Origin of the sequence: Limnohabitans sp. 63ED37-2 (genome assembly GCF_001412535.1) — a bacterium.
GTDB lineage: Bacteria > Pseudomonadota > Gammaproteobacteria > Burkholderiales > Burkholderiaceae_C > Limnohabitans_A.
This window is the reverse complement of the sequence record NZ_CP011774.1, coordinates 482,315-503,339: the sequence shown is the minus strand read 5'-3', so window position 1 is coordinate 503,339 and position 21,025 is coordinate 482,315. Positions and strand designations below refer to the sequence as shown.

Genomic DNA, 21,025 nt, shown 5'->3' with positions numbered 1-21,025 from the left:
TTAATTGGGGTCAGATCCCAATTAATTTCCGCCTATCCAGCTTGCGACACACTGACCCCAGCTTCTTCTACCGATGACTTCCCATTCCAATTTTCAAGGCTGGCGTTCTGGGCTGCTCTGGTTTCCCGACCCGAGCCAGCCACAAGCCCGCCACGAAAGTGACGGCCTGCTGGTGACCGCACTTGAAGCCGACGGTATCGTGCGCATTCAGGCCATCGGCCCCTACCGCGAACTGGCCTCGCATTACGCCGACCTGCCCGTGACCCACTGGCCCGGCCTGTGCATCGCGCCAGGCTTTGTCGATTTGCACATCCACTACCCACAAACCGATGTGATCGGATCGCCCGCCGACGGACTGCTGCCTTGGCTGGAGCACTACACCTTTCCACACGAAAAGCAGTTTTCTGACCCGGCCTACGCGCACGAAGTGACCAGCTTCTTTCTGGATGAACTGATGTGCCATGGCGTGACCACCGCGCTGTGCTTTGCCACAGCGCACCCCGAGTCGGTCGATGCCTTCATGGCCGAGGCGCAACAACGCCATCTGCGCATGATCACCGGCAAGGTGCTGCAAGACCGCCACAGCCCGGACGGCCTGCGCGACACCGACACGGCTTTGAGCCTGCGCCAGACCGAAGACCTGATCCGCCGCTGGCACGGCGTGGACCGCTTGGGCTACGCCATCACGCCCCGCTTTGCACCCACCAGCACCCGCGAGCAGCTGCATGGCGCAGGCGAGATAGCGCAGCAGTTTCCCGATGTGTGGATCCAATCACATGTAGCCGAGAACTTGGACGAGATCCGCTGGGTGACCGAACTGTTCCCCGAGGCGCGCAGCTATCTGGACGTGTACGACCGCGCAGGCCTTTTGCGCCAACGCTCTGTGTACGCGCATTGCATTTACCTGGACGAGGCCGACCGGCGCCGCATGGCCGAGGTCGGCGCGACCGCCGCCGTCAGCCCCACCAGCAACCTGTTTCTGGGCAGTGGTTTCTTCGACTACCTCGCTTCCGACGCGGCCGGTTTGCGCTATGGCCTGGCCAGCGATGTGGGTGGCGGCACCAGCTTCAGCCCCTTTCAAACCATGCACGCGGCCTACACGGTCGCTCGGCAAAGTGTGGGTCGTCCGGGCATCAGCCTGGCACCCGAACACCTGTGGTGGCAACACACAGCGGGGGCTGCCGCCGCGTTGGATCTGAGCGGAAAAGTGGGCAACCTGCTGCCCGGCTGCGAAGCCGACTTTGTGGTGCTCAACCCCAAAGCCACGCCGCTGCTGGCTCGCCGCACCGCACAAACCGAGACCCTGGCCGAATGGCTGTTCGCCATGATCGTGTTGGGCGATGAGCGCTTGATCGCGCACACCGTCATCCAAGGCCAGAGCTTGAAGCTCACCCCCTAATTCAGCGACTTCACCCCAACAAAAGTGGGCTCGCCTTGTCAGACAATACGGCATGAGCGCCGACAACGAGTACCCCATCATCGACCCCTACGCCTCCCAACGCGCGTCTGTCCGCCGGGGCATTGCGCAATTTCGGGAACGCTTGCAAGCGGCGGGCCACGATTTCAGAGAGCCCCCTCCGGAACCGACCTCGTGCTGCGGGCGCGGTTGCAATGGTTGTGTGTGGGAAAGCTACGACGATGCGTTGATGTATTGGTACGAAGATGCGGGGGCATTGCTGGCCGGATAAGCCGCCCAAGCAAAATCAGACGGACAAGGCTGCCAGTACATCCTGCGCGGTTGCAGGCCGCACCAGCCGCCCCACCTCCTGTCCATCGCGCAAAACCACCAGCGTGGGCCAAAGCTTAACGCGGTAATGGCGTCCCAGCGCACGGCCCGGGCCGTCTTCGATTTTGAGGTGCTGAAAAGGCATCTCTGTGTCGGTGTGCGAGGCCAAAGCTTGTGAGATCAAGGGCTGCGCGGCACGGCAGTGGCCGCACCATTCGGTGCCAAATTCTAAGAGCGTGAGGCCGGGCAGTGCCTGCACCTCGGCCAGGCTGGGCGCCTCGATGGCGCTCAAGTAGGGTCTGAAAATGCTCATGGCTTGAGCTCCAGGGTGTTGGGGATGGTGCCGAACAGTCCGGACACGGTGCCCCGCAACCACAGCAAGCAGGGGTCTTTGTCGAAGCGGGCGCTCCAGTGCATGGACACAGTGAAGTCACGCAGGGGCAAATCGGGCTCGATCAGGGCCAGTGCGCCCGCCTCGGCAAAGCCTTGCGCAAAGTTGCGTGGCATCAAGACCGCCAAATCGCTGCTGCGCACAATGCCGGGCAGCGACAAAAAGTGGCTCACCGTCAAGCGCAAGCGGTGTTGCCAATGCATCAAGTCCAAAATGCGCAGCGTGTCCGAGTGGGTGCGCACGGCGGCGAATTCCAGCTCGGCCAGCAAAGCCTGTGCGCCGTCGGGTGCTGTCCGTGCTTTTTGGCGTTGCGCCCAGCGCTGGGCCACCGGGTGGCCTTGGCGCATCAGCACCACATAGCGGTCGCTCAGCAAGGGCTCTTGCAAGGTGTCGCTCACCTCAGGCAAAAAACCAATCGCCAAGTCCAGCTGGCCGTTGTCCAGCGCGGGGGCTATTTTGTCGTGGGGCATCGGCAGGGCTTCGAGCCGCATGCCCGGTGCGTGGTGCTGCAGCGCCAGCACCAGCTCGGGCAAAAAACGCGCCTCGCCAATGTCACTCAGGTGCACACGCAGCACACGGGCAGAGCGCTGCGGGTCAAACACCTGCGAAACGTTGAGCGCATCTTCGATCGTGCCCAGCGCCAATTGCACCGCCTGCGCCAGCCGGTCGGCACGCGGCGTGGGCCGCACGCCCGCGCCGCTGCGCTCGAACAAGGCATCGCCCAGCACCGCCCGCAGACGCGCCAGGCCCTGGCTGGCCGCTGGCTGCGACATGCCCAGTTGCTGAGCGGCCAAGCTCACGCTGCGCGTGCGCCACACCGCGTCAAACAAACGCAAGAGGTTCAGATCCAAGTCTTTGATATTCATTGAACGCATACCGTTTATTCGGAATATTTTATGCACTTATACGTAAGATGTTCTTTGGCCTGCCCAATGCGGGCGCAACAACGCAAGGAGCGTGCTTTGGAAGTTTCATTTCACGAAGAAATCAAGGCCCTGCGCATGGGCGCGGGCGAGGTCTTTCATGGCGAAGGCATTCTGGCCATCACCAAGGGCCTGCTGCAGTCGGGCGTGAGTTATGTGGGCGGCTACCAAGGCGCACCGGTCTCGCACCTGCTCGATGTGATGGTGCAAGCAAAGCCCTACATGGACGAGCTGGGCGTGCATGTGGAGGCCTGCTCGAACGAAGCCTCAGCCGCAGCCATGCTGGGCGCGTCCATCCATTACCCTATTCGCGGCGCGGTGACCTGGAAGTCGATTGTGGGCACCAACGTGGCGGCCGATGCGCTGTCCAATTTGTCATCGCCCGGCGTGACGGGCGGCGTGCTGATCGTGGTGGGGGAAGACTACGGCGAAGGCGCGAGCGTCATCCAAGAGCGCACACACGCCTACGCGCTCAAGTCAGGCATGTGCCTGCTCGACCCCCGGCCCGAGTTGGGCCAGATGGTCAACATGGTCGAGCATGGTTTCAGGCTGTCTGAAGCGTCCAACATGCCGGTGATGATGGAGTTGCGCATACGCGCCTGCCATGTGCGCGGGCAGTTTGTGGCCAAGGATAACCAGGCGCCCAAACTCTCCAAAAAACACCTGATCAACGAGCCGGCAGGCTTCAACTACATGCGCTTGGCGCACCCGCCCGTGACCTTTGCGCAAGAAAAACGCAAAGTCGAGCACCGCTTGCCCGCCGCACGCCAATACATTGCTGAGCAGCGCCTGAACGAGCACTTTGAAGGCACGACCCACCGCCACTTGGGCCTGATCGTGCAAGGCGGTCTTTACAACACGCTGATCCGCGCCCTTCAGCAATTCGACTTGGCAGATGCCTTTGGGGTGACCAGCCTGTCGGTGCTGGTGCTGAACGTGACCTACCCGCTGGTGCCCGACGAGTTGGTGAATTTCTGCAAGGACAAATTGGCCGTGCTGCTGCTCGAAGAAGGCCAGCCCGAATACATCGAGCAAGAACTGGCCCTGATGCTGCGCCGGCTGGACCTGCAAACCCCGCTGCATGGCAAAGACATGTTGCCCTCGGGTGGTGAATACACCGCCGAGGTGATGGCCCAAGGGCTGCTGAAATTTCTGGAGCGCCATCAAGCTAACGTCGTGCCCGAATCCACCCGCCAATGGCTGGCCACCAATGGCGAACGTCGCCAGCAAGTGCAAACCCTCTTGGGCAGCCCCGTGCCCGCACGGCCACCGGGCATGTGCATTGGCTGCCCCGAGCGGCCCGTGTTCTCTGCGCTCAAACTGGCGCAACAAGACGTGGGCCCGGTGCACATCGCGGGCGACATTGGCTGCCACGCGCTGGCCACCTTCGAGCCGTTTTCCTTTGGCCACTCCATCTTGGGTTACGGCATGAGCCTGGCCAGCCGAGCGGGCGTGTCCCCCCTCATGAAGCGGCGCGTCTTGTCGGTCATGGGCGACGGCGGCTTTTGGCACAACGGCTTGCTCACCGGTGTGCAAAGCGCACTGTTCAACGGCGACGACGCGGTGCTGCTGATCTTCAAAAACGGCTACACCTCGGCCACTGGCACGCAGGACATCATCAACACGCCCACCGACATCGCCAAAGAACTGGCGGGTGACAAGCGCCAGAGCATGGTGCACACCAACCAGACCATCGAGTCCACGCTCAAAGGGCTGGGCGTGCAGTGGCTGCGCACGGTGCACACCTACGAAGTGAGCCACATGCAGGCCACGCTCACGGAAGCTTTCACCACCGAGTTTCAGGGCCTGAAAGTGATCGTGGCCGAAGGCGAATGCCAGCTGGAACGCCAGCGCCGCATCAAGCCCTGGCTGGCTTCGCTGTTGTCCAAAGGCAAACGGGTGGAGCGCGTGAAGTACGGCGTGGACGAAGACGTCTGCAACGGCGACCATGCCTGCATACGCCTGTCGGGCTGCCCCACCCTCACGCTCAAAGACAACCCCGACCCGCTGAAAGTGGACCCGGTGGCCACCGTGATCGATGGCTGTGTGGGCTGCGGCCTGTGCGGTGAAAACGCGCATGCGGCCACCCTGTGCCCCTCGTTTTACCGCGCCGAAGTGGTGCAAAACCCCAAACTGCACGAGCGTCTGTGGGCCCGCTGGCAAAGCCTGGCCACCCGCTGGTTGCAACCTGCTTGAACCAAGCCTGAGAGACACACCATGACCCAACCGATTTCAATCTTGCTGTGCGCCCTGGGTGGCGAAGGCGGCGGCGTGCTGGCCGACTGGCTGGTCGACGTGGCCCGCCACGCTGGCCACCCTGCGCAAGCTACCTCCATTCCCGGCGTGGCGCAACGCACTGGAGCCACCACCTATTACCTGGAGGTCTACCCCCTGCCCCACAGCCAGCTGCAAGGCCGCTTGCCCGTGCTGGGTCTGAACCCGCTGCCGGGCCGGCTCGATGCGCTGGTGTCGTCCGAGTTGCTGGAAACCGCACGCCAAATTGGCAACGGCCTGGCTTCAAGCGACCGCACGCTGGTGGTCAGCGCCTCGTCGCGGGCGCTGACCACCGCCGAGAAGATGACCATGGGCGATGGCCGCCGACCTGAAGGCCCGCTGCTCGACGTGGTGGCTGCGCACAGCCAGCGCCACCATGTGATGGACATGGCCCGCCTGTGCCAAGAAAGCGGCACCATGGTCAGCGCCGTGATGCTCGGCGCCATTGCCGGCAGTGGCTTGCTGCCTTTTGATCGGGCCCATTACGAAACCGTGTTGGAAGGCCCCGGCAGCTCGGCCAAGGCCAGCTTGCGTGGCTTTGCACTGGCCTTTGATGTGGTCACGCGCCAGCGCGAGCAGGCGCAGTATGTTGAGCATGTGATGAAGCCGGCTGTGGCCGCGCCCTCTGCATCGACTGCCCTGCCTGCCGATGTGGCCGCCAAGTTTCCAGCAGCCTTGCACCCCCTGATGGGCTTGGCCCACCAGCGCTTGGTGGAGTACCAAGGCCCGGCCTATGCCCATCTGTATGTGCAGCGGCTTGAACGCCTGTTGCACGCGGAAACCAAGTCACCCGACAGCACCCGCCCCGTCACAGCAGAGACCACCCGCTGGCTGGCCCTGTGGATGGCGTTTGACGACATCATCCGTGTGGCCGACCTGAAAAGCCGAGCCAGCCGGTGGGACCGCGTGACGCAAGAGGTCAAGGCCAAAGAAGGCGATGTGCTCAAGGTGTACGACCACTTCAAGCCCGGCGTGCCCGAGCTGGCAGCGCTCTTGCCACAGGGCTTGGCCAGCCGACTGCTGCGTTGGGACCGCGCCCGCGTGGCCCGCGGCCTTGCGCCTTGGTCCATGCCACTCAAGGTGGCACGCCACGCGCTGTGGGGCATGGCCAGCTTGCGCATTTTGGCCAGCTTGCGTGTGCTGCGCCCCTTGGGCAGCCGCTATGCCACCGAGCAAGCCTTGATCGAAGAATGGCTGGGCGGCATCGAAGCGGCCACACGCCAATCGCCCGCGCTGGGTTTGGAGTTGGCGCGTTGCGGGCAGCTCATCAAAGGCTACGGCAGCACCAACGAGCGCGGCAAGGACAACCTGCTGCACATTTTGCGCCATGTGTGTGGCCCAGCCTCCAAAGTGCCCGTGGCCGAGCAGGCTGCGGCCGTGGCCCGCATCCGTCAAGCGGCCTTGCAAGACGAAGCCGGTCAAGCGCTCGACCAGGCCTTGCTGCAGCACGGCGCACCCGCTCGCCCGGTCAAGGAACAACCCGTGTTGTGGATGAAAAATCCGCGACTGCAAAAATCCTGATCTGCACTCATCATCCCCATTGGCACCTTCCAACCCCAGGAGACAAGCATGCAAAAAACCAAATTCTTCTCACGCCGCGCCATCGGCACCGCCCTGCTTGCCATCGCGGCAGGCCCAGCCCTGTGCCTGAGCGCCGCTGCGCAAAGCTGGCCCACCAAGCCGATCAAGATCGTGGTGAACTTTCCGCCGGGCGGCGCAGCCGACCAGATAGCCCGCGCCATTGGCGTGCCGCTGGGCGAGTCGCTGGGCCAGCCGGTGGTGGTCGAAAACCGGGGCGGTGCCAATGGCAACCTCGGCGGCGACATGGTCGCCAAATCACCGGCCGACGGCTACACCCTGCTCATGAGCTCGGGCGGCATGGTCTCGGTCAACCCACACATTTACGCCCGCATGCCCTTTGACCCGGCTAAAGACCTGGTGCCCGTGGCATCTGCCGCCCGTGTGCTGGTTTTTCTGGTGGCCAAACCCAACTTCCCGGCCAACAACATTCAAGAATTTTTGGCCCATGTGAAGGCCAATCCCGGACGTCTGTCTTATGGCTCGGCTGGCAACGGCAGCTCGCCGCACCTGGCTGGCGAAATGATGAAAAGCCAGGCCGGTCTGTTTGCCGTGCATGTACCGTATCGGGGTGCAGCGCCAGCCCTGCAAGACGTGTTGGCCGGTCAATTGGACTTTTACTTTGACCCGGGCATTGGCCTGGGCCAGGTGCGTGCGGGCAAGCTCAAGCTGCTGGCCGTGGGCAGCATGAAGCGCTCGCCCCTGTTCCCTAACGTGCCCACATTGGACGAAGCGGGCCTGAAAGGGTTTGATGCCGATTCGGTGTTCGGCTTTTATGCACCTGCGGGCACACCCGCCGATGTGGTCAACCGCGTCAACCGCGAGATCAACCGCATTTTGGGCACCCAAGCGTTAAAAGACCGCATCCAGAATTTGGGTGGTGAGGCCCTGCCTTTGACTCCAGCCGAGTTCGGTGCCCGCGCTGCGGACGACTCCAAACGCTTTGGTGCCATCATCCGCGAACGCAAGATCAGCGGCGACTAAAAAGCGATCACGCCCCTGCCAACTCGCGCAGCGCTTGTGGATTGGGTAGGCCCAAGACGCGGCCGCCGCCACTGATGAGCTGGCGCTCGCGCAGGTGGCGCAGCACGCGAGAAAATGTTTCTGGGGCAATGCCCAACTGGGCGGCAATGTTGCGCTTGCGCTCGGTCAATTTGACGGCCAAACCGCCCACCCCTTCATCGGGCTGGGCATGGCGCAGCAGCCATTCGGCGCAACGCGCATCGGCGTCTTTGGCCAAACGGCTGACGGCCATTTCGGTCTGTTGGCGTTGTGAGCGGGCCATGTCCATGAGGAGGGTCTGCGAGGCCTCTGGCAAGACTTTCACCTCGGCCACGAAATCACCCACGCTCACGTACTGCACCTGCACCTCGGTTTCGGCCACCGCATCGACCGCGTGCGGCAGCGCCAACAGGCCCGAAGCGGCTTCGAGCCAGAAAGGCCCCTCGACCACGCCCAGCTGGTGCGCCATGTGGCCATCCACCATCACGCCCAGCACCACCCGCCCCTGCATGACGTGCACGATGCGATCTACCGCATCGCCTCGGTGAAGCAACACAGTGCCTGCAGCAACGGGGGCTGCAGACTCGGACAAAGGGAGCAAAGAGGTATCCAACATGGTGGACCCGAATGTGCCAGAGCCCTAACCCTTGGGCTTTGACACAAATCAATAACGCCGCATCACAGAATCAAAATGGCCCTGAAGTCGTTCACATTGGTGTGTGTCGGCCCTGTGATGACCAGATCGCCCAAGGGCTCAAAAAACCCGTACGCATCGTTGCGCTGCAGGTGCGCGTCCACTTTGTGGCCCAGCGCCAGGGCACGGATCAGCGTGTCGGGGCTCACCTGGGCACCTGCGTTGTCCTCGATGCCGTCGATGCCATCAGTGTCGGCAGCCAGGGCCCACACACCCGGCTGACCTTGCAGCGCTTGCGCCAGCCCCATGCAAAACTCACCCGCACGTCCCCCGCGTCCTCGGGGAGATCCCGCAGGCTGCGGCTTGATCGTCACGGTGGTCTCGCCACCACTCAAAATCACACACGGCTTGACGAAGGGCCCCAAGCCCTTGGCCGCAGCCCGAGCCAGCGCCGCGTGCACCTTGCCCACCTCGCGCGATTCACCTTCGATTTCGTCGCTCAGGATGTAGGCATTCAGACCCATCGTGCGGGCAGCATCCGCAGCAGCCTCCAGCGATTGCTGTGGCGTGGCAATCATGTGCACGCTGTGCCCCGCAAACACGGGCGAGCCAGGTTTGGGCGTTTCCCAAGTCCCGGCCTGCAAGGCCTGCACGACCGCATCGGGCACCGTGATCGCATAGCGCTGCAAAATCGCCAACGCATCCGCGCAGGTGCTGGCATCGGGCACGGTGGGGCCGCTGGCGATGATGGACGGATCGTCCCCCGGCACATCACTGATGGTGAGTGTGACCACCGGCGCAGGGCTGCATGCCGCTGCCAAGCGCCCGCCTTTGATGCGCGAGAGGTGTTTGCGCAGGCAGTTCATTTCAGAAATATTGGCGCCGCTCGCCAGCAACTGGCGGTTGATGTCTTGCTTGACTTGCAGGTCCATGCCATCGGCGGGCAAGGTCAACAGCGACGAGCCACCGCCCGAGATCAGGCACAACACCAAATCATCGGCCGTGAGGCCCTGGGTCAATTGCAAAATCCGCTCGGCCGCTTGCAAGCCCGCCGCATCGGGCACGGGGTGAGCGGCCTCGACCACCTCGATGCGCTCGGGCAAACCCGCCGGACGCGGTGGTGTGTGACCATACCGCGTGACCACCAGACCCGACAGGGGCGCGTCTTGGGGCCACAGGGCTTCCACCGCCTGCGCCATGGCACCACCGGCTTTACCTGCGCCCAACACCAAGGTGCGCCCCTTGGGAGGGGCAGGTAAATGGGCTGCGGTGTTGTGCAGGGGCAAGGCGCGTTGCACGGCCACCTCGTAGAGGCGGCGCAACACGGTTTTGGGATCGATCATGGTCAGACAGTCGGGTGCAAAAGAACAGGCTCAAAGGATAAAGGCATTTGAATGAACGCCTGATCAAAACCAAAAGGGTGCACCAGCCCTGCGGCCAGCGCACCCTTTTGGTCATGGGGTGTCGACGTCAATCCGCGTAAACACCCGCCGCCCTGATCACGGGCGCCCACTTGGCAATCTCAGCCATGACAAAGGCCTTGTGACCTGCTGGATCGTTGCGGGCATCGTTGATGACGGTGGCGCCACCAGCATCTTGCTTGCGGATGAAGTCGGGGTCTTTGACCGCCACTTTCAGGGCGTCGTTGAGCTTTTTCAGCACGGGGGCGGGTGTGCCTCTGGGTGCGTACAGGCCTTGCCAGATCGTGACGCTGAAATCCTTGAGCCCGGCTTCCTGCATGGTGGGGTTGTCCTTGAGCACGGGTGAGCTCAAACGCGTGGGCGTGGTCACGGCAAATGATTTGACCTTCTTGCCTTCAATCTGCGGGATGGTGGTGGTGGTCTGGTCGCACATCAAATCCACCTGGCCACCGATCAGGTCGGTCATGGCGGGGGCCGTGCCCTTGTAAGGCACCGAGGTCATGTCCACCTTGATGGTGGACTGGAACAACATGCCACACAGGTGCGAAGCCGAGCCGGGGCCTGCGTTGGCGATGTTGATCTTGCCCTTGTTGGCGTTGATCCAGCTGACCAACTCAACCATGTTGTTGGCGGGCAAGCTGGGGCGACCGATCAGGTTCATCGGGTTCTCACTCACCAGACCGATGTACTCAAAGTCTTTTTCGACGTTGTAGGGCAAGTTGCGGAAGAAAGTGGGCAAGGTGGCTTGTGCGATGTGAGTAAACAACAGCGTGTAACCATCGGCCGACGCTTTGGCCACTTTGTTGGCCCCAATCGAGCCGGAGGCGCCTGCCGAGTTGTCGATCACGATGCTGTGGCCGCCCATGGCCTTGCTCATGGCTTGGGCCAGATCGCGTGCAGCTTTGTCGGTGGGGCCGCCTGCGGCATAGGGCAGCACGAAGGTGATGGGTTTGCTGGACGAGGGGTAGTCTTGTGCAAACACGTTCGCAGACAAGAGCAAAGCACAAGCGAAGGAAACCGGCAAAAGTGGGGAGCGCATGTTCAAACCTTTCAATGATTAGGGGACCAAGATTCACTTATCGGGAATTGGACAGACTGCATCCAGCCCTGCATCATGACTTCAAGCCAGGTCTTTGCATACAGCCTGGGTGACATCGACCGTCAGGGCTTTCCCGCCCAGGTCACCCGTGTGCAAGGCGGGATTGGCCGTCACGCTTTCGATGACGGCCATTAGGCGCTGGGCCGCGGCGGGCTCGCCAATGTGCTCCAGCAGCATGACCACCGACCAAAACGTGCCCACCGGATTGGCCAAGCCCTTGCCCATGATGTCAAAGGCCGAGCCGTGGATGGGCTCGAACATGCTGGGGTAACGGCGCTCAGGGTCGATGTTGCCCGTGGGCGCAATGCCCAGGCTGCCTGCCAACGCTGCGGCCAAGTCGCTCAAGATGTCGGCATGCAAGTTGGTGGCGACGATGGTGTCCAAAGTGGCGGGGCGGTTGACCATGCGGGCGGTGGCGGCGTCCACCAGTTCTTTGTCCCACTTCACATCAGGAAACTCTTTGGAGATTTGCACTGCGATCTCGTCCCACATCACCATGGCGTGGCGTTGCGCGTTGCTCTTGGTCACCACGGTGAGCAGTTTGCGCGGGCGAGATTGCGCCAACTTGAAGGCGTAGCGCAAGATGCGCTCCACGCCTGCACGCGTCATGATGGACACGTCCGTCGCAGCTTCGATCGGGTGGCCCTGGTGCACCCGGCCACCCACGCCGGAGTATTCGCCTTCGGAGTTCTCACGCACGATGACCCAGTCAAGGTCTTGGGGTGTGCAGCGCTTGAGCGGGGCATCGATGCCCGGCAGGATGCGTGTGGGCCGCACGTTGGCGTACTGGTCAAAGCCTTGGCAAATTTTCAGGCGCAGGCCCCAGAGCGTGATGTGGTCGGGGATGTGCGGGTCACCGGCCGAGCCAAACAAAATCGCGTCTTTGCCCCGCAATGCATCCAGGCCATCGGCGGGCATCATCACGCCGTGCTCGCGGTAGTAGTCGCCGCCCCAGCCAAAGTTTTCAAACTCAAAAGCAAAAGTGCCACAGGCTTTCGCCAAGGCCTGCATGACCTCTTGGCCTGCAGGGATGACTTCTTTGCCAATGCCGTCTCCGGGGATGGTGGCGATGCGGTAGGTTTTCATGGGGGTGCGTGTATGGGTTGAATGAGGGCCCCATTGTGGAACCTGACCGCCTCAATAAACACCCTAAAATTCAATCCATTGTTAACCTGAGATCAACAATGAAAGCACGCCTGCAAGCTGCCGATCTGGGCTTTTTTTCGGCACTGGCCATGGCCGGGAGCCTGAGCGCCGCTGCCCGCGAGATGCGCATCACCACGGCCGCCGTCAGCAAACGCCTGTCGCTCATGGAGTCGCGCCTGGGGGTGCCGCTCATCAACCGCACCACCCGCCGCATGAGCCTCACGGTGGAAGGCGAAACCATGCTGCGCCACGCCCGCAGCATCCTGGCCGAGATGGCCGATCTGGAGCAGCAACTGGGTGCCAGCCGCTCCACACCCAGCGGCCTGCTGCGCATCAACGCCACACTGGGCTTTGGGCGCAGCCACATCGGCCCGCTGATGAGCCGCTTTGTGCGGCAATACCCGCAAGTGGATGCACAGCTGCAGCTGTCGGTGGACCCGCCCGCTCTGAGCGACGACGCGTTCGATGTGTGCATCCGCTTTGGCCCACCGCCAGACACCCGTGTCATTGCCCGCAAGATCGCCAGCAACCAGCGCCTGTTGTGCGCTTCACCGGCTTACATCGCGCAGCACGGCGAGCCCAAAACCCCGGCCGACTTGGCCCGGCACAACTTCATCAGCATCCGCCAAGGTGGCGAGGCCTATGGCGTGATCAAGCTCTCACGCGGGCGCGCGGGCAAAACCGAGACCATCAAGACCCGCGGCAACCTGACCACCAACGACGGCAGCATCGCGGTGCAATGGGCGCTGGACGGCCACGGCCTCTTGCTACGGGCCGAATGGGACATCCGCCAGCACTTGGCCTCTGGCCAGCTGGTGCAGGTATTGCCGCAGCACCACACGCCCGACGCCGACATTTATGCGGTCTACCCCGCGCAGCTCAAATCGGCGGCGCGGGTGCGGGCGTTTGTGGACTTTGTGGCCGAGGCGTTCAGGCCAAGCCAGCCTTGACGGATCGGCTGTCATGCAAAGCAACTTCGGACGCATTGACCCGTCTTAACATTTGGCCATCCTTCCCGTCACGACCAGGACACGCCATGAACGACACTGCCCTACTCCCTCCCGCGCTGGAAGCCATCCGCGCTCATGAAGCCGAGATGATGGACATCCGCCACCAGATCCATGCCAACCCCGAGCTGGGGTTTGAGGAAAACGACACCAGTGACCTGGTGGCCGCACGGCTTGAACGCTGGGGCTGGGAAGTGCACCGCGGCCTGGGCGGCACGGGCGTGGTTGGCACCTTGCGTGCGGGCACCAGCACACGGCGCATCGGCCTTCGCGCCGACATGGATGCCCTGCCAATCGCCGAAACCTCGGGAAAGGCTTGGTCCAGCAAGGTGTTTGGCAAGATGCACGCCTGCGGCCACGACGGCCACACCGCCATGCTGTTGTCTGCGGCACGCCACCTGGCCGCCACCCGACACTTTGACGGCATCGTGCACGCCGTGTTCCAGCCCGCAGAAGAAGGTCTGGGCGGTGCCCGCAAGATGCTCGAAGACGGTTTTCTGGACCTGTTCCCCTGTGACGCCATGTTTGGCATGCACAACGGCCCTGGCATTCCTGAAGGCCAATTCATGGCCGTGCCCGGCTGCGCCATGGCCAGCGCAGACACCTGCATCATCACCATCCAAGGCGTGGGCGGCCACGCGGCCTTTCCGCACAACGCGGTCGATCCGATTTTGGTGGGCTCGGCCCTGGTCATGGCCTTGCAAAGCATCGTCTCGCGCAACGTGCCGCCCCTGCAAACCGGCATCATTTCGCTGGGGGCATTTTTGGCAGGCGACGCACCCAACGTGATCCCAGGCACAGCCGAGCTGCGCCTCAGCGTGCGGGCCATGCAACCCGAAATTCGTGACTTGCTGGAGCGGCGCATCCACGAGATCGCCAACGCCGTGGCACAAACCTACGGCGCCACGGCCGATGTGAACTACATGCGTCGCTACCCGGTTCTCATGAATGACCCCACCCAAACCGCGTTCTGCCTGAACCTCGTGCGCGACTGGCTGGGCGAGACCGGCGTGGTGCCCCATCCCGAGCCGGTGCCTGCCAGTGAAGACTTCGCATTTTTCCTGCAAAAGGTGCCCGGCTGCTTCATCAACATCGGCAACGGCGTGGGCAGTGTGGGCGGCTGCATGGTGCACAACGCAGGCTATGACTTCAACGACCGCATCTTGTCCACCGGCGCCACTTACTGGGTCAAATTGGTCGAGCGCTGGCTTGCCAAGGTTTGAAGCGATCAAGCCGCCTGCTTAAAATCGCCCCACTGCACAGCCCGGGACGCGCGGCAACGTGGTGCTCGCCCTCCCCTGTGTGCACGGGGGCTAGGGGATTCGGCCGCGACTTGTTTTACACCTTGCCCAGGACAAGTCCATGACCACACTGCTCATCCACCGCGCCCGCTGCATCGCCACCATGGACGATGCCAACACCGAACTGAATGACGCCTCGCTCCTGATCCGCAATGGCCGGATCAAGCGCATCATCCCGGCCAGTGAAAACACCGACGAACTGCTCACTCACGTGGATGAAGTCATCGACGCCCGCCGCCATGTGGTGGTGCCGGGCCTGATCAACACACACCATCATATGTACCAGTCGCTCACGCGGGCGATTCCGTCGGTGCAAAACGCCGAGCTGTTTTCTTGGCTAAAAGGCCTCTACCCGATCTGGGTGGGCCTCACGCCCGAAATGGTGCGGGTGTCAGGCCAGGTGGCCATGGCAGAACTCCTGCTGAGCGGCTGCACCACCAGCAGTGACCACCTCTACATCTACCCCAACGGCGTGCGGTTGGACGACAGCATCGAAGCAGCGCACACCATCGGCATGCGCTTCACGGCCACACGCGGCAGCATGAGTGTGGGCGAGAGCCAAGGCGGCTTGCCACCGGACCGTGTGGTCGAGCAAGAGCCCGCCATCCTGAAAGAAACCCTGCGCCTGATCGAGCGCTGGCACGACGCGAGCTTCGGCTCGATGACGCATGTGGCCGTGGCCCCTTGCTCGCCCTTCAGCGTGAGCCAGGACCTGATGCGCGAATCGGCAAAGCTCGCCCGCGCCCATGGCGTGCGCCTGCACACCCACCTGGCCGAAAACGACCACGACATCGCTTATACCCGCGAGAAGTTCAACTGCACCCCCGCGCAATACGCCGAAGACTTGGGCTGGGTGGGCCACGATGTGTGGCACGCGCATGGCGTGAAGCTCGACGAAGAAGGCACCTACCTGTTCGCAAAAACGCGCACCGGCATCGCCCACTGCCCCTGCAGCAACATGCGCTTGGCCAGCGGCATTCTGCCGCTGCGCAAAATGCTCGACGCGGGCGTGCCCATTGGCCTGGGTGTGGACGGCAGCGCCAGCAACGATGCGGCCCACTTGCTCAACGAAGCCCGCCAGGCCATGCTGCTGGCGCGTGTGGGCAGAGCCTTGGAACCCTTCGGTTGTGACCACGGCCCCGCCGACATGACACCCCGCGACGCCCTGCGCCTGGCCACACGCGGCGGCGCTGAAGTGCTGGGCCGCGCCCATGAGCTGGGGCAGATCAAAGAAGGCTATTGCGCCGACATTGCGATGTTCCGCACCGACACCTTGAGCATGGCGGGTGGTGCGGTGCACGACCCAGTAGGGGCGCTCTTGCTGTGCGCCAGCGACAACGCTGACTACACCATCGTGAATGGCCGCGTGGTGGTGCGCCAAGGTGAGATCACCACGGTGGACATGGGGCCGCTGATCGAGCGGCACAACCAGTTGGCGATGCAGTTGGCATTAGGTTCAAGGTGATTGCACCCATGAGAACCCATGACCATGGGACAGTCATAATCCGCTTGCGATTTGTTAGACAATGATTACAGGCATCTGTCACAAAACGAATTTTTTCATTCACAGATCTGCCTGTTATGCACCGCACCATTTTTGACACCCCGATCGTGAACACAGTCTTGAGAACAGGCTCTTTGGCGTTTCTCAAGTGGACTGGCTGGAAAGTGGAAGGAAGTTTGCCGCCCGGCGCCGAAAAGTGCGTGCTGATTGCCGCGCCCCACACCAGCAACTGGGACCTGCCTTACACCTTGATGGTGGCGTTTGCCTTGCGTCTGCAGATTTACTGGATGGGCAAAAGCAGCATCTTCTCGTTTCCGTTTGGGCCGGTCATGCGCTGGCTGGGCGGCATAGCGGTCAACCGCTCGCAAGCCTCCAACTTGGTGGACTCTTGCGCACAAGAATTGGTCAAAGCCGAAGGCGCGGTGCACCTGGTGGTGCCCCCCGAAGGCACACGCAGCAAAACCCGCTATTGGAAAACCGGGTTTTATTACATCGCCTTGCAAGCGCAAGTGCCCATCGTGATGGCCTACATGGACTATTCGCGCAAGGTCAGTGGCTTGGGCCCTTTGTTTTACCCGTCTGGCGATATCGACAAGGACATGATCGCCATCAAGGCGTTTTATGCGCCTTTTAAAGGTAAAAACGCCGACCAGTTTGAAACGCCGCCTGAAAACTGATGGCGAGCCATCATTTGGAACCCGGTCGCCACAGCTGACACGGCCATCCCTTTCCAGGTCATCGAGTCCAAGAGGCGACAGCACGCAGGCCGCTTGTTTTTATGATGAAGCCCATGAACTACGCTGCCGCTGACCTTTTGGCTTTTGCCGACCAACTATTGCAATCCGCAGGCTTGTCACCTGACAAAGCTCAGGCCGTGGCCGAAGTCTTGCTGGAGGGCGACCTGCTGGGCCACACCACACATGGCCTGGCCTTGCTGGCCCCCTATCTGGCCGAGTTGGAATCAGGAAAGATGCGCAAAGAAGGGCAGCCCTTGGTGGTGTCTGAGCACCCAGCCGCTGTAACTTGGGATGGCCAGCGCTTGCCCGGCCCTTGGCTGGTGCGGCAAGCCATTGACTTGGCCATTCACCGCGCCAGCACACAGGGCACCTGCACCGTGGTCATTCGGCGCAGCCACCACATTGCTTGTTTGGCGGCCTACCACCAGCGCGTGACCGATCTAGGCCTCATGATGATGCTGCATTGCTCGGACCCGAACACCGCGAGCATCGCACCCTTTGGTGGGCTGGACCCGGTGTTCACGCCCAACCCCATGTCGGTGGGCATCCCCACTTCTGGCCTGCCCGTACTGATAGATGTCTCCACCTCGTCCACCACCAATGGCATGACAAACCGACTGTACAAAGAAGGGGGTTTGCTCCCAGCCGAGTGGGTGATGGATGGCCATGGCCAGCCCAGCCGCGACCCGGCGGTGCTGTTCAACGAACCCAAGGGCACGATCTTGCCCTTGGGGGGCATGGATTCTGGCCACAAGGGCTATGGCCTGAGTTGGATGGTGGAAGCTTTGACCGGCGGTTTGGCAGGCCATGGCCGTGCCGACTCACCCGAAGGATGGGGTGCCACGGTGTTTTTGCAAATCATCGACCCCCGCGCTTTTTCAGGCCAAAGCGCCTTCAACACGCAGATGGACGAAGTCTCACGCCAGTGCCATGCCTCGCGGCCCGCACAAGCCGACCGTTGGGTGCGCACGCCAGGCGAGCGTGGCCTGAAACTCAAGGCGGGCAGTGCCAGCGAAGGCGTCGCGCTTTACCCGAACATCATGCCCATGCTGGTGCCTTGGGCCGAGAAGTTCAAAATTGCGGTGCCTTCTGCGGTCTGAGCATCAAAGGGCTAAGAAACAGTGCTCAGCAAAAAAACAACCCGGTACAAACCGGGTTGATTGATTTTTTAAAAGCGCTTTTTCAAGACGCAGGTGCAGGTTTGCGCAGCATGCGCAAAACCAGCGGTGCAAACCACACCAATGCCGTGAGAATGGCCAAAGACAAAGCAATAGGTCGGGCCACAAAAGCGGTCAAGTCACCGTTGGACTTGATCATCGAGGTGATGAAGTTTTCCTCCAGCATGCCCCCCAACACCACACCCAAAATGGCCGGTGCTGTCGGGAACTTGTTGGCTTCCAGCAGATACGCCAAGATGCCAGCGACCAGCATCACACCGATCTGAAACACCGAGTTGTTGATGGCAAACGTGCCCACCACACAAAACAGCAAGATCATCGGCATAAGGATTTCACGCGGCACCTTGAGGATGCGCTTGGCCACCTTGATGCACAAAATGCCCAGCGGAATCATGATGAGGTTGGCCACAATGAAAAGCAAGAACACGGCATAGATGTTTTGCGGATTGGTGGTGAACAAGGTCGGGCCAGGGTTCATGTTCTTCATGTAGAGCACGCCGATCACAATGGCCGTGATCGAGTCACCTGGAATGCCAAACACCAAGGCCGGAATCCAGGCTCCCGCCAGAGCACTGTTGTTGGCCGAGCCCGACTCCACAATGCCTTCCACATGCCCGGTGCCAAATTTCTCGGGCTCTTTGGAAAACTTCTTGCTCATGGCATACGACATCCATGCCGCGATGTCGGCGCCAGCACCCGGCAAAGCGCCCACGGCGGTGCCCAACACACTGCCTCGCAAAATCTGCTTGGGATATTTTTTGGCCAAGGCCCATTGGCCCTTGAGCACACCACCCACCTCTTCCACCACCAACTCAGCAGGCGGACTGGTGTCCACCACGTAGCGGATGATTTCGGAGATGGCGAACATGCCGATCATCATGGCGATCATGCCAATGCCGCCCGACATTTCGGTGTTGCCAAAGGTAAAGCGCGGAAAACCGGCCGGGTTGCCCAAGCCTACACACGCCACCAACAAGCCCAGGAACAACATCATCAGTCCCTTGACCGCAGAGCCGGTGGAGATGAAGACCGCGCAAGTCAGACCCAACAGCACCAGCCAGAAGTATTCGAAGGAGCTGAAGTTCAGCGCAAAGTCGGCCAAGGCAGGCGCAGCAACGATCAGCACAACCGTGCCAAACAAGCCCCCCACTGCCGAGAACACCAGGCCTGCGCCCAACGCTTTCTCGGCCTGCCCCTTGCGGGTCATGGCAAAGGCTTCGTCGGTGTATGCCGCCGATGCCGGTGTGCCCGGAATACGCAGCAAACAACCCGGGATGTCCCCCGAAAAAATCGCCATGGCCGTGGCTGTGACCATGGCAGCCACCGCCGGAATGGGCGGCATGAAGAACGTCACAGGCACCAGCAAGGCCGTGGCCATGGTGGCGGTCAAGCCAGGCACTGCCCCCACAAACAAACCGTAAAGGGAAGCGAGCACCATCACCATCAAGGTGTAGGGCTCGAACACCATCGAAAAAGCTTGGCCAATAGCTGTCCACATGGAACTCGACTCCTCAGACTGTCATGGTCGTTTGGGAAAAAACGAAAGTGGATCGGTTCGTTACCAAGCCAGTGGTGTCAGAACACCCCAGGGTAAGGGCACACGCAGCAATTTGTAAAAGGCAAAGTGAACCACCACAGTGGCCACCACCGCCCAAAAGGCCGAACGGCCCCAAGCCACTTGCAATGATCTGAACAAGGTCACCAGCATCAAAAATGCGGTGATGAAAAATCCCAGCTCATCAGACAACCAGATGTAAAAAACCACCGAGCCCAGCAAGGCAACCAGCGCCTTGGTGTGCCTTGGCGATCGCACCCAGTCTTCCCACTCAAACCAAGGCCCATTGGCACGGTTGTGCCAGCCTTGCCAGACCAGCAAAGCGCCGCCCGCACACAGGCCGATGGCTATGAGGCCTGGAAACAAAGCGGGCCCGACTGGCTGACCAGGAATGTTGGGGTAACCGCGCACAGCCCAGAGCACCGCAGCGCCCAAGGCCATGAGCAAGACGCCCCAAAAAGCGTCGTTGATTTTCATGGGCTGGCTTACTTGACCAGGCCCACAGCCTTCATGGTCACGCCCATTTCGGCGTCCGACTTGGCCATGAACTTGGCCATGTCCTCAGGTCCACCATAAATCACGCCCAAACCACGGCTGGTCATGAAGTCGTTGTACTCTTTGCTGGCCACAGCCTTGCGCACGGCTTCGGCCAACTTGGTTTGAATCGGCGCTGGCAAACCTTTGGGCGCCAGCACGCCGCGCCAGGCCGCCATGGTCCAGTTGCTGCCAGTGGCCGACTTCAGGGTGGGCACGTTGGGGTACAGCGTTGATGGTTTGGCATCCATGATGGCCAGGCTCCTGACCTTGCCAGCATCGATCAGTGAACGCGCCTCGGGCAATGAGACAGGCGCCACTTCAACGCCACCGGCCACCATGTCCTGCAGGCCCGGCGCTGCACCGTTGCTGGGCACCCAAGGCAATGCTGCGGGGTCGATTTTTTGGTCCAGCAACAAGCCAGCAATGGCCAAATGCCAGATGCCGCCCTGGCCCGTACCTGAAGCTTTGAACTTGCCCGGGTTGGCCTTGATGGCGGCCAGCAAATCATTCACGTTCTTGTAGGGCGAATCTGCTCGCACCTGAATGCCTGCCGGATCGGCATTGACCAAACCAATGGGGGTGTAAGACGCACCCGTCAGCTGGGTGAGGCCCTGCCAATGCATCATGCCAATTTCAACCGTGGCCAAGCCAATGGTGTAACCATCAGCAGGTGCTGAGGCTATCGCAGCATGTCCCACCACACCGCTACCACCCGTGCGGTTAACCACCGTGACGGGTTGACCGAGGTCTTTTTCGAGCAAGCTGGCCACAATGCGGGCCACAGCATCTGTGCCGCCGCCTGCACCCCAGGGCACGATCATGGTGATCGGTCGAACAGGGTAGTTTTGAGCAACAGCAGGCACAGCTGCGGCCAAAAAAGTCAAACCAGCAACTGCACTGGCAACCAAAGAACGGCGTGAGCGATTGAACATGGGTGTCTCCTTTTTGATTTGAACAGCCCGGCCAAAGAGGCCTGCTGAATCAAAAATTTATACCCATTGCAAGGTCATAC

General features: G+C 61.6%; 19 protein-coding genes. 10 read left to right on the top strand and 9 right to left on the bottom strand.

Translation table 11 applies throughout. The annotated features are described in order from the left end of the window. Positions 1–73 precede the first annotated feature (73 nt). On the top strand, positions 74–1,399 hold the full coding sequence (guaD, locus tag L63ED372_RS02370; protein ID WP_062402774.1) for a guanine deaminase: 1,326 nt from the start codon (positions 74–76) through the stop codon (positions 1,397–1,399). A 52-nt stretch (positions 1,400–1,451) separates the two neighbouring features. Beyond that, on the top strand, positions 1,452–1,688 hold the full coding sequence (locus L63ED372_RS02365; RefSeq protein ID WP_062402771.1) for an oxidoreductase-like domain-containing protein: 237 nt from the start codon (positions 1,452–1,454) through the stop codon (positions 1,686–1,688). A gap of 15 nt (positions 1,689–1,703) precedes the next feature. Here the strand turns inward: L63ED372_RS02365 and L63ED372_RS02360 are convergent, their stop codons facing one another. Both L63ED372_RS02360 and L63ED372_RS02355 read right to left on the bottom strand, forming a co-directional pair. Continuing rightward, the gene (locus L63ED372_RS02360) at positions 1,704–2,039 is read right to left on the bottom strand and encodes a thioredoxin family protein (RefSeq protein ID WP_062402768.1); all 336 of its coding nucleotides are present in this window, start codon (positions 2,037–2,039) and stop codon (positions 1,704–1,706) included. After that, the gene (locus L63ED372_RS02355) at positions 2,036–2,983 is read right to left on the bottom strand and encodes a LysR family transcriptional regulator (RefSeq protein WP_082431564.1); all 948 of its coding nucleotides are present in this window, start codon (positions 2,981–2,983) and stop codon (positions 2,036–2,038) included. The genes L63ED372_RS02360 and L63ED372_RS02355 overlap by 4 nt, the downstream gene beginning before the upstream one ends. Before the next feature lie 96 nt (positions 2,984–3,079). Here L63ED372_RS02355 and L63ED372_RS02350 point away from each other — a divergent pair, with 96 nt between their 5' ends. From L63ED372_RS02350 to L63ED372_RS02340, 3 genes are read left to right on the top strand one after another with little or no spacing between them, the layout of a single operon-like run. Continuing rightward, positions 3,080–5,236, top strand: a complete 2,157-nt coding sequence (locus tag L63ED372_RS02350; RefSeq protein WP_062407540.1) for a thiamine pyrophosphate-dependent enzyme — start codon at positions 3,080–3,082, stop codon at positions 5,234–5,236. Between the two features lie 21 nt (positions 5,237–5,257). Beyond that, on the top strand, positions 5,258–6,835 hold the full coding sequence (locus L63ED372_RS02345) for an indolepyruvate oxidoreductase subunit beta family protein (protein WP_062402762.1): 1,578 nt from the start codon (positions 5,258–5,260) through the stop codon (positions 6,833–6,835). Positions 6,836–6,883: 48 nt separating this feature from the next. Further along, positions 6,884–7,876 carry a Bug family tripartite tricarboxylate transporter substrate binding protein gene (locus L63ED372_RS02340; protein WP_062402759.1) on the top strand — a complete coding sequence of 331 codons (993 nt, stop codon included), beginning with the start codon at positions 6,884–6,886 and terminating at the stop codon, positions 7,874–7,876. Between the two features lie 7 nt (positions 7,877–7,883). On the opposite strand, the gene L63ED372_RS02335 is transcribed toward L63ED372_RS02340, so the two are convergent. The 4 genes from L63ED372_RS02335 to L63ED372_RS02320 all read right to left on the bottom strand — a co-directional run bounded on the left by L63ED372_RS02335 (position 7,884) and on the right by L63ED372_RS02320 (position 12,134). Next, positions 7,884–8,510, bottom strand: coding sequence for a Crp/Fnr family transcriptional regulator (locus L63ED372_RS02335; RefSeq protein ID WP_062402756.1), 627 nt, complete (start codon positions 8,508–8,510; stop codon positions 7,884–7,886). 62 nt (positions 8,511–8,572) lie between these two features. Next, on the bottom strand, positions 8,573–9,871 hold the full coding sequence (locus L63ED372_RS02330) for a glycerate kinase type-2 family protein (RefSeq protein WP_062402753.1): 1,299 nt from the start codon (positions 9,869–9,871) through the stop codon (positions 8,573–8,575). Between the two features lie 127 nt (positions 9,872–9,998). Continuing rightward, positions 9,999–10,988 carry a tripartite tricarboxylate transporter substrate-binding protein gene (locus tag L63ED372_RS02325; RefSeq protein WP_062402749.1) on the bottom strand — a complete coding sequence of 330 codons (990 nt, stop codon included), beginning with the start codon at positions 10,986–10,988 and terminating at the stop codon, positions 9,999–10,001. Between the two features lie 81 nt (positions 10,989–11,069). Continuing rightward, on the bottom strand, positions 11,070–12,134 hold the full coding sequence (locus L63ED372_RS02320) for a tartrate dehydrogenase (protein WP_062402746.1): 1,065 nt from the start codon (positions 12,132–12,134) through the stop codon (positions 11,070–11,072). Between the two features lie 98 nt (positions 12,135–12,232). Between L63ED372_RS02320 and L63ED372_RS02315 the strand changes: the two genes are divergently transcribed. From L63ED372_RS02315 to L63ED372_RS02295, 5 genes are all read left to right on the top strand, one after another. Continuing rightward, positions 12,233–13,144: a LysR family transcriptional regulator gene (locus L63ED372_RS02315; RefSeq protein WP_062402742.1), complete on the top strand. Its 912-nt coding sequence runs from the start codon at positions 12,233–12,235 to the stop codon at positions 13,142–13,144. Positions 13,145–13,230: 86 nt separating this feature from the next. Then, complete coding sequence (locus L63ED372_RS02310) at positions 13,231–14,424, top strand: M20 aminoacylase family protein (RefSeq protein WP_062402739.1); 1,194 nt, start codon at positions 13,231–13,233, stop codon at positions 14,422–14,424. A gap of 139 nt (positions 14,425–14,563) precedes the next feature. Beyond that, positions 14,564–15,967, top strand: a complete 1,404-nt coding sequence (locus L63ED372_RS02305; RefSeq protein ID WP_062402736.1) for an 8-oxoguanine deaminase — start codon at positions 14,564–14,566, stop codon at positions 15,965–15,967. A 116-nt stretch (positions 15,968–16,083) separates the two neighbouring features. Continuing rightward, positions 16,084–16,683: a lysophospholipid acyltransferase family protein gene (locus L63ED372_RS02300; RefSeq protein ID WP_062402734.1), complete on the top strand. Its 600-nt coding sequence runs from the start codon at positions 16,084–16,086 to the stop codon at positions 16,681–16,683. A 113-nt stretch (positions 16,684–16,796) separates the two neighbouring features. Then, positions 16,797–17,843: an Ldh family oxidoreductase gene (locus L63ED372_RS02295; RefSeq protein ID WP_082431758.1), complete on the top strand. Its 1,047-nt coding sequence runs from the start codon at positions 16,797–16,799 to the stop codon at positions 17,841–17,843. Positions 17,844–17,925: 82 nt separating this feature from the next. Here the strand turns inward: L63ED372_RS02295 and L63ED372_RS02290 are convergent, their stop codons facing one another. Genes L63ED372_RS02290 through L63ED372_RS02280 form a run of 3 tightly spaced genes read right to left on the bottom strand, consistent with a single transcriptional unit; the run spans position 17,926 to position 20,945 of the window. After that, positions 17,926–19,419, bottom strand: a complete 1,494-nt coding sequence (locus L63ED372_RS02290; protein ID WP_062402728.1) for a tripartite tricarboxylate transporter permease — start codon at positions 19,417–19,419, stop codon at positions 17,926–17,928. Positions 19,420–19,479: 60 nt separating this feature from the next. After that, entirely contained in the window at positions 19,480–19,953 is a 474-nt protein-coding gene (locus tag L63ED372_RS02285) for a tripartite tricarboxylate transporter TctB family protein (protein ID WP_062402725.1), read from the bottom strand. Between the two features lie 8 nt (positions 19,954–19,961). Then, positions 19,962–20,945 (bottom strand): Bug family tripartite tricarboxylate transporter substrate binding protein, encoded by a 984-nt coding sequence (locus tag L63ED372_RS02280; protein WP_156343534.1) that lies wholly within the window; start codon positions 20,943–20,945, stop codon positions 19,962–19,964. Positions 20,946–21,025: the final 80 nt, after the last annotated feature.

What these genes read in the sequence shown, in the direction of transcription:
- guaD (WP_062402774.1), top strand. Translation starts at nt 74, where the DNA reads ATGACTTCCCATTCCAATTTTCAAGGCTGGCGTTCTGGGCTGCTCTGG.
- L63ED372_RS02365 (WP_062402771.1), top strand. Translation starts at nt 1,452, where the DNA reads ATGAGCGCCGACAACGAGTACCCCATCATCGACCCCTACGCCTCCCAA.
- L63ED372_RS02360 (WP_062402768.1), bottom strand. Translation starts at nt 2,039, where the DNA reads ATGAGCATTTTCAGACCCTACTTGAGCGCCATCGAGGCGCCCAGCCTG.
- L63ED372_RS02355 (WP_082431564.1), bottom strand. Translation starts at nt 2,983, where the DNA reads ATGAATATCAAAGACTTGGATCTGAACCTCTTGCGTTTGTTTGACGCG.
- L63ED372_RS02345 (WP_062402762.1), top strand. Translation starts at nt 5,258, where the DNA reads ATGACCCAACCGATTTCAATCTTGCTGTGCGCCCTGGGTGGCGAAGGC.
- L63ED372_RS02340 (WP_062402759.1), top strand. Translation starts at nt 6,884, where the DNA reads ATGCAAAAAACCAAATTCTTCTCACGCCGCGCCATCGGCACCGCCCTG.
- L63ED372_RS02335 (WP_062402756.1), bottom strand. Translation starts at nt 8,510, where the DNA reads ATGTTGGATACCTCTTTGCTCCCTTTGTCCGAGTCTGCAGCCCCCGTT.
- L63ED372_RS02330 (WP_062402753.1), bottom strand. Translation starts at nt 9,871, where the DNA reads ATGATCGATCCCAAAACCGTGTTGCGCCGCCTCTACGAGGTGGCCGTG.
- L63ED372_RS02325 (WP_062402749.1), bottom strand. Translation starts at nt 10,988, where the DNA reads ATGCGCTCCCCACTTTTGCCGGTTTCCTTCGCTTGTGCTTTGCTCTTG.
- L63ED372_RS02320 (WP_062402746.1), bottom strand. Translation starts at nt 12,134, where the DNA reads ATGAAAACCTACCGCATCGCCACCATCCCCGGAGACGGCATTGGCAAA.
- L63ED372_RS02315 (WP_062402742.1), top strand. Translation starts at nt 12,233, where the DNA reads ATGAAAGCACGCCTGCAAGCTGCCGATCTGGGCTTTTTTTCGGCACTG.
- L63ED372_RS02310 (WP_062402739.1), top strand. Translation starts at nt 13,231, where the DNA reads ATGAACGACACTGCCCTACTCCCTCCCGCGCTGGAAGCCATCCGCGCT.
- L63ED372_RS02305 (WP_062402736.1), top strand. Translation starts at nt 14,564, where the DNA reads ATGACCACACTGCTCATCCACCGCGCCCGCTGCATCGCCACCATGGAC.
- L63ED372_RS02300 (WP_062402734.1), top strand. Translation starts at nt 16,084, where the DNA reads ATGCACCGCACCATTTTTGACACCCCGATCGTGAACACAGTCTTGAGA.
- L63ED372_RS02295 (WP_082431758.1), top strand. Translation starts at nt 16,797, where the DNA reads ATGAACTACGCTGCCGCTGACCTTTTGGCTTTTGCCGACCAACTATTG.
- L63ED372_RS02290 (WP_062402728.1), bottom strand. Translation starts at nt 19,419, where the DNA reads ATGTGGACAGCTATTGGCCAAGCTTTTTCGATGGTGTTCGAGCCCTAC.
- L63ED372_RS02285 (WP_062402725.1), bottom strand. Translation starts at nt 19,953, where the DNA reads ATGAAAATCAACGACGCTTTTTGGGGCGTCTTGCTCATGGCCTTGGGC.
- L63ED372_RS02280 (WP_156343534.1), bottom strand. Translation starts at nt 20,945, where the DNA reads ATGTTCAATCGCTCACGCCGTTCTTTGGTTGCCAGTGCAGTTGCTGGT.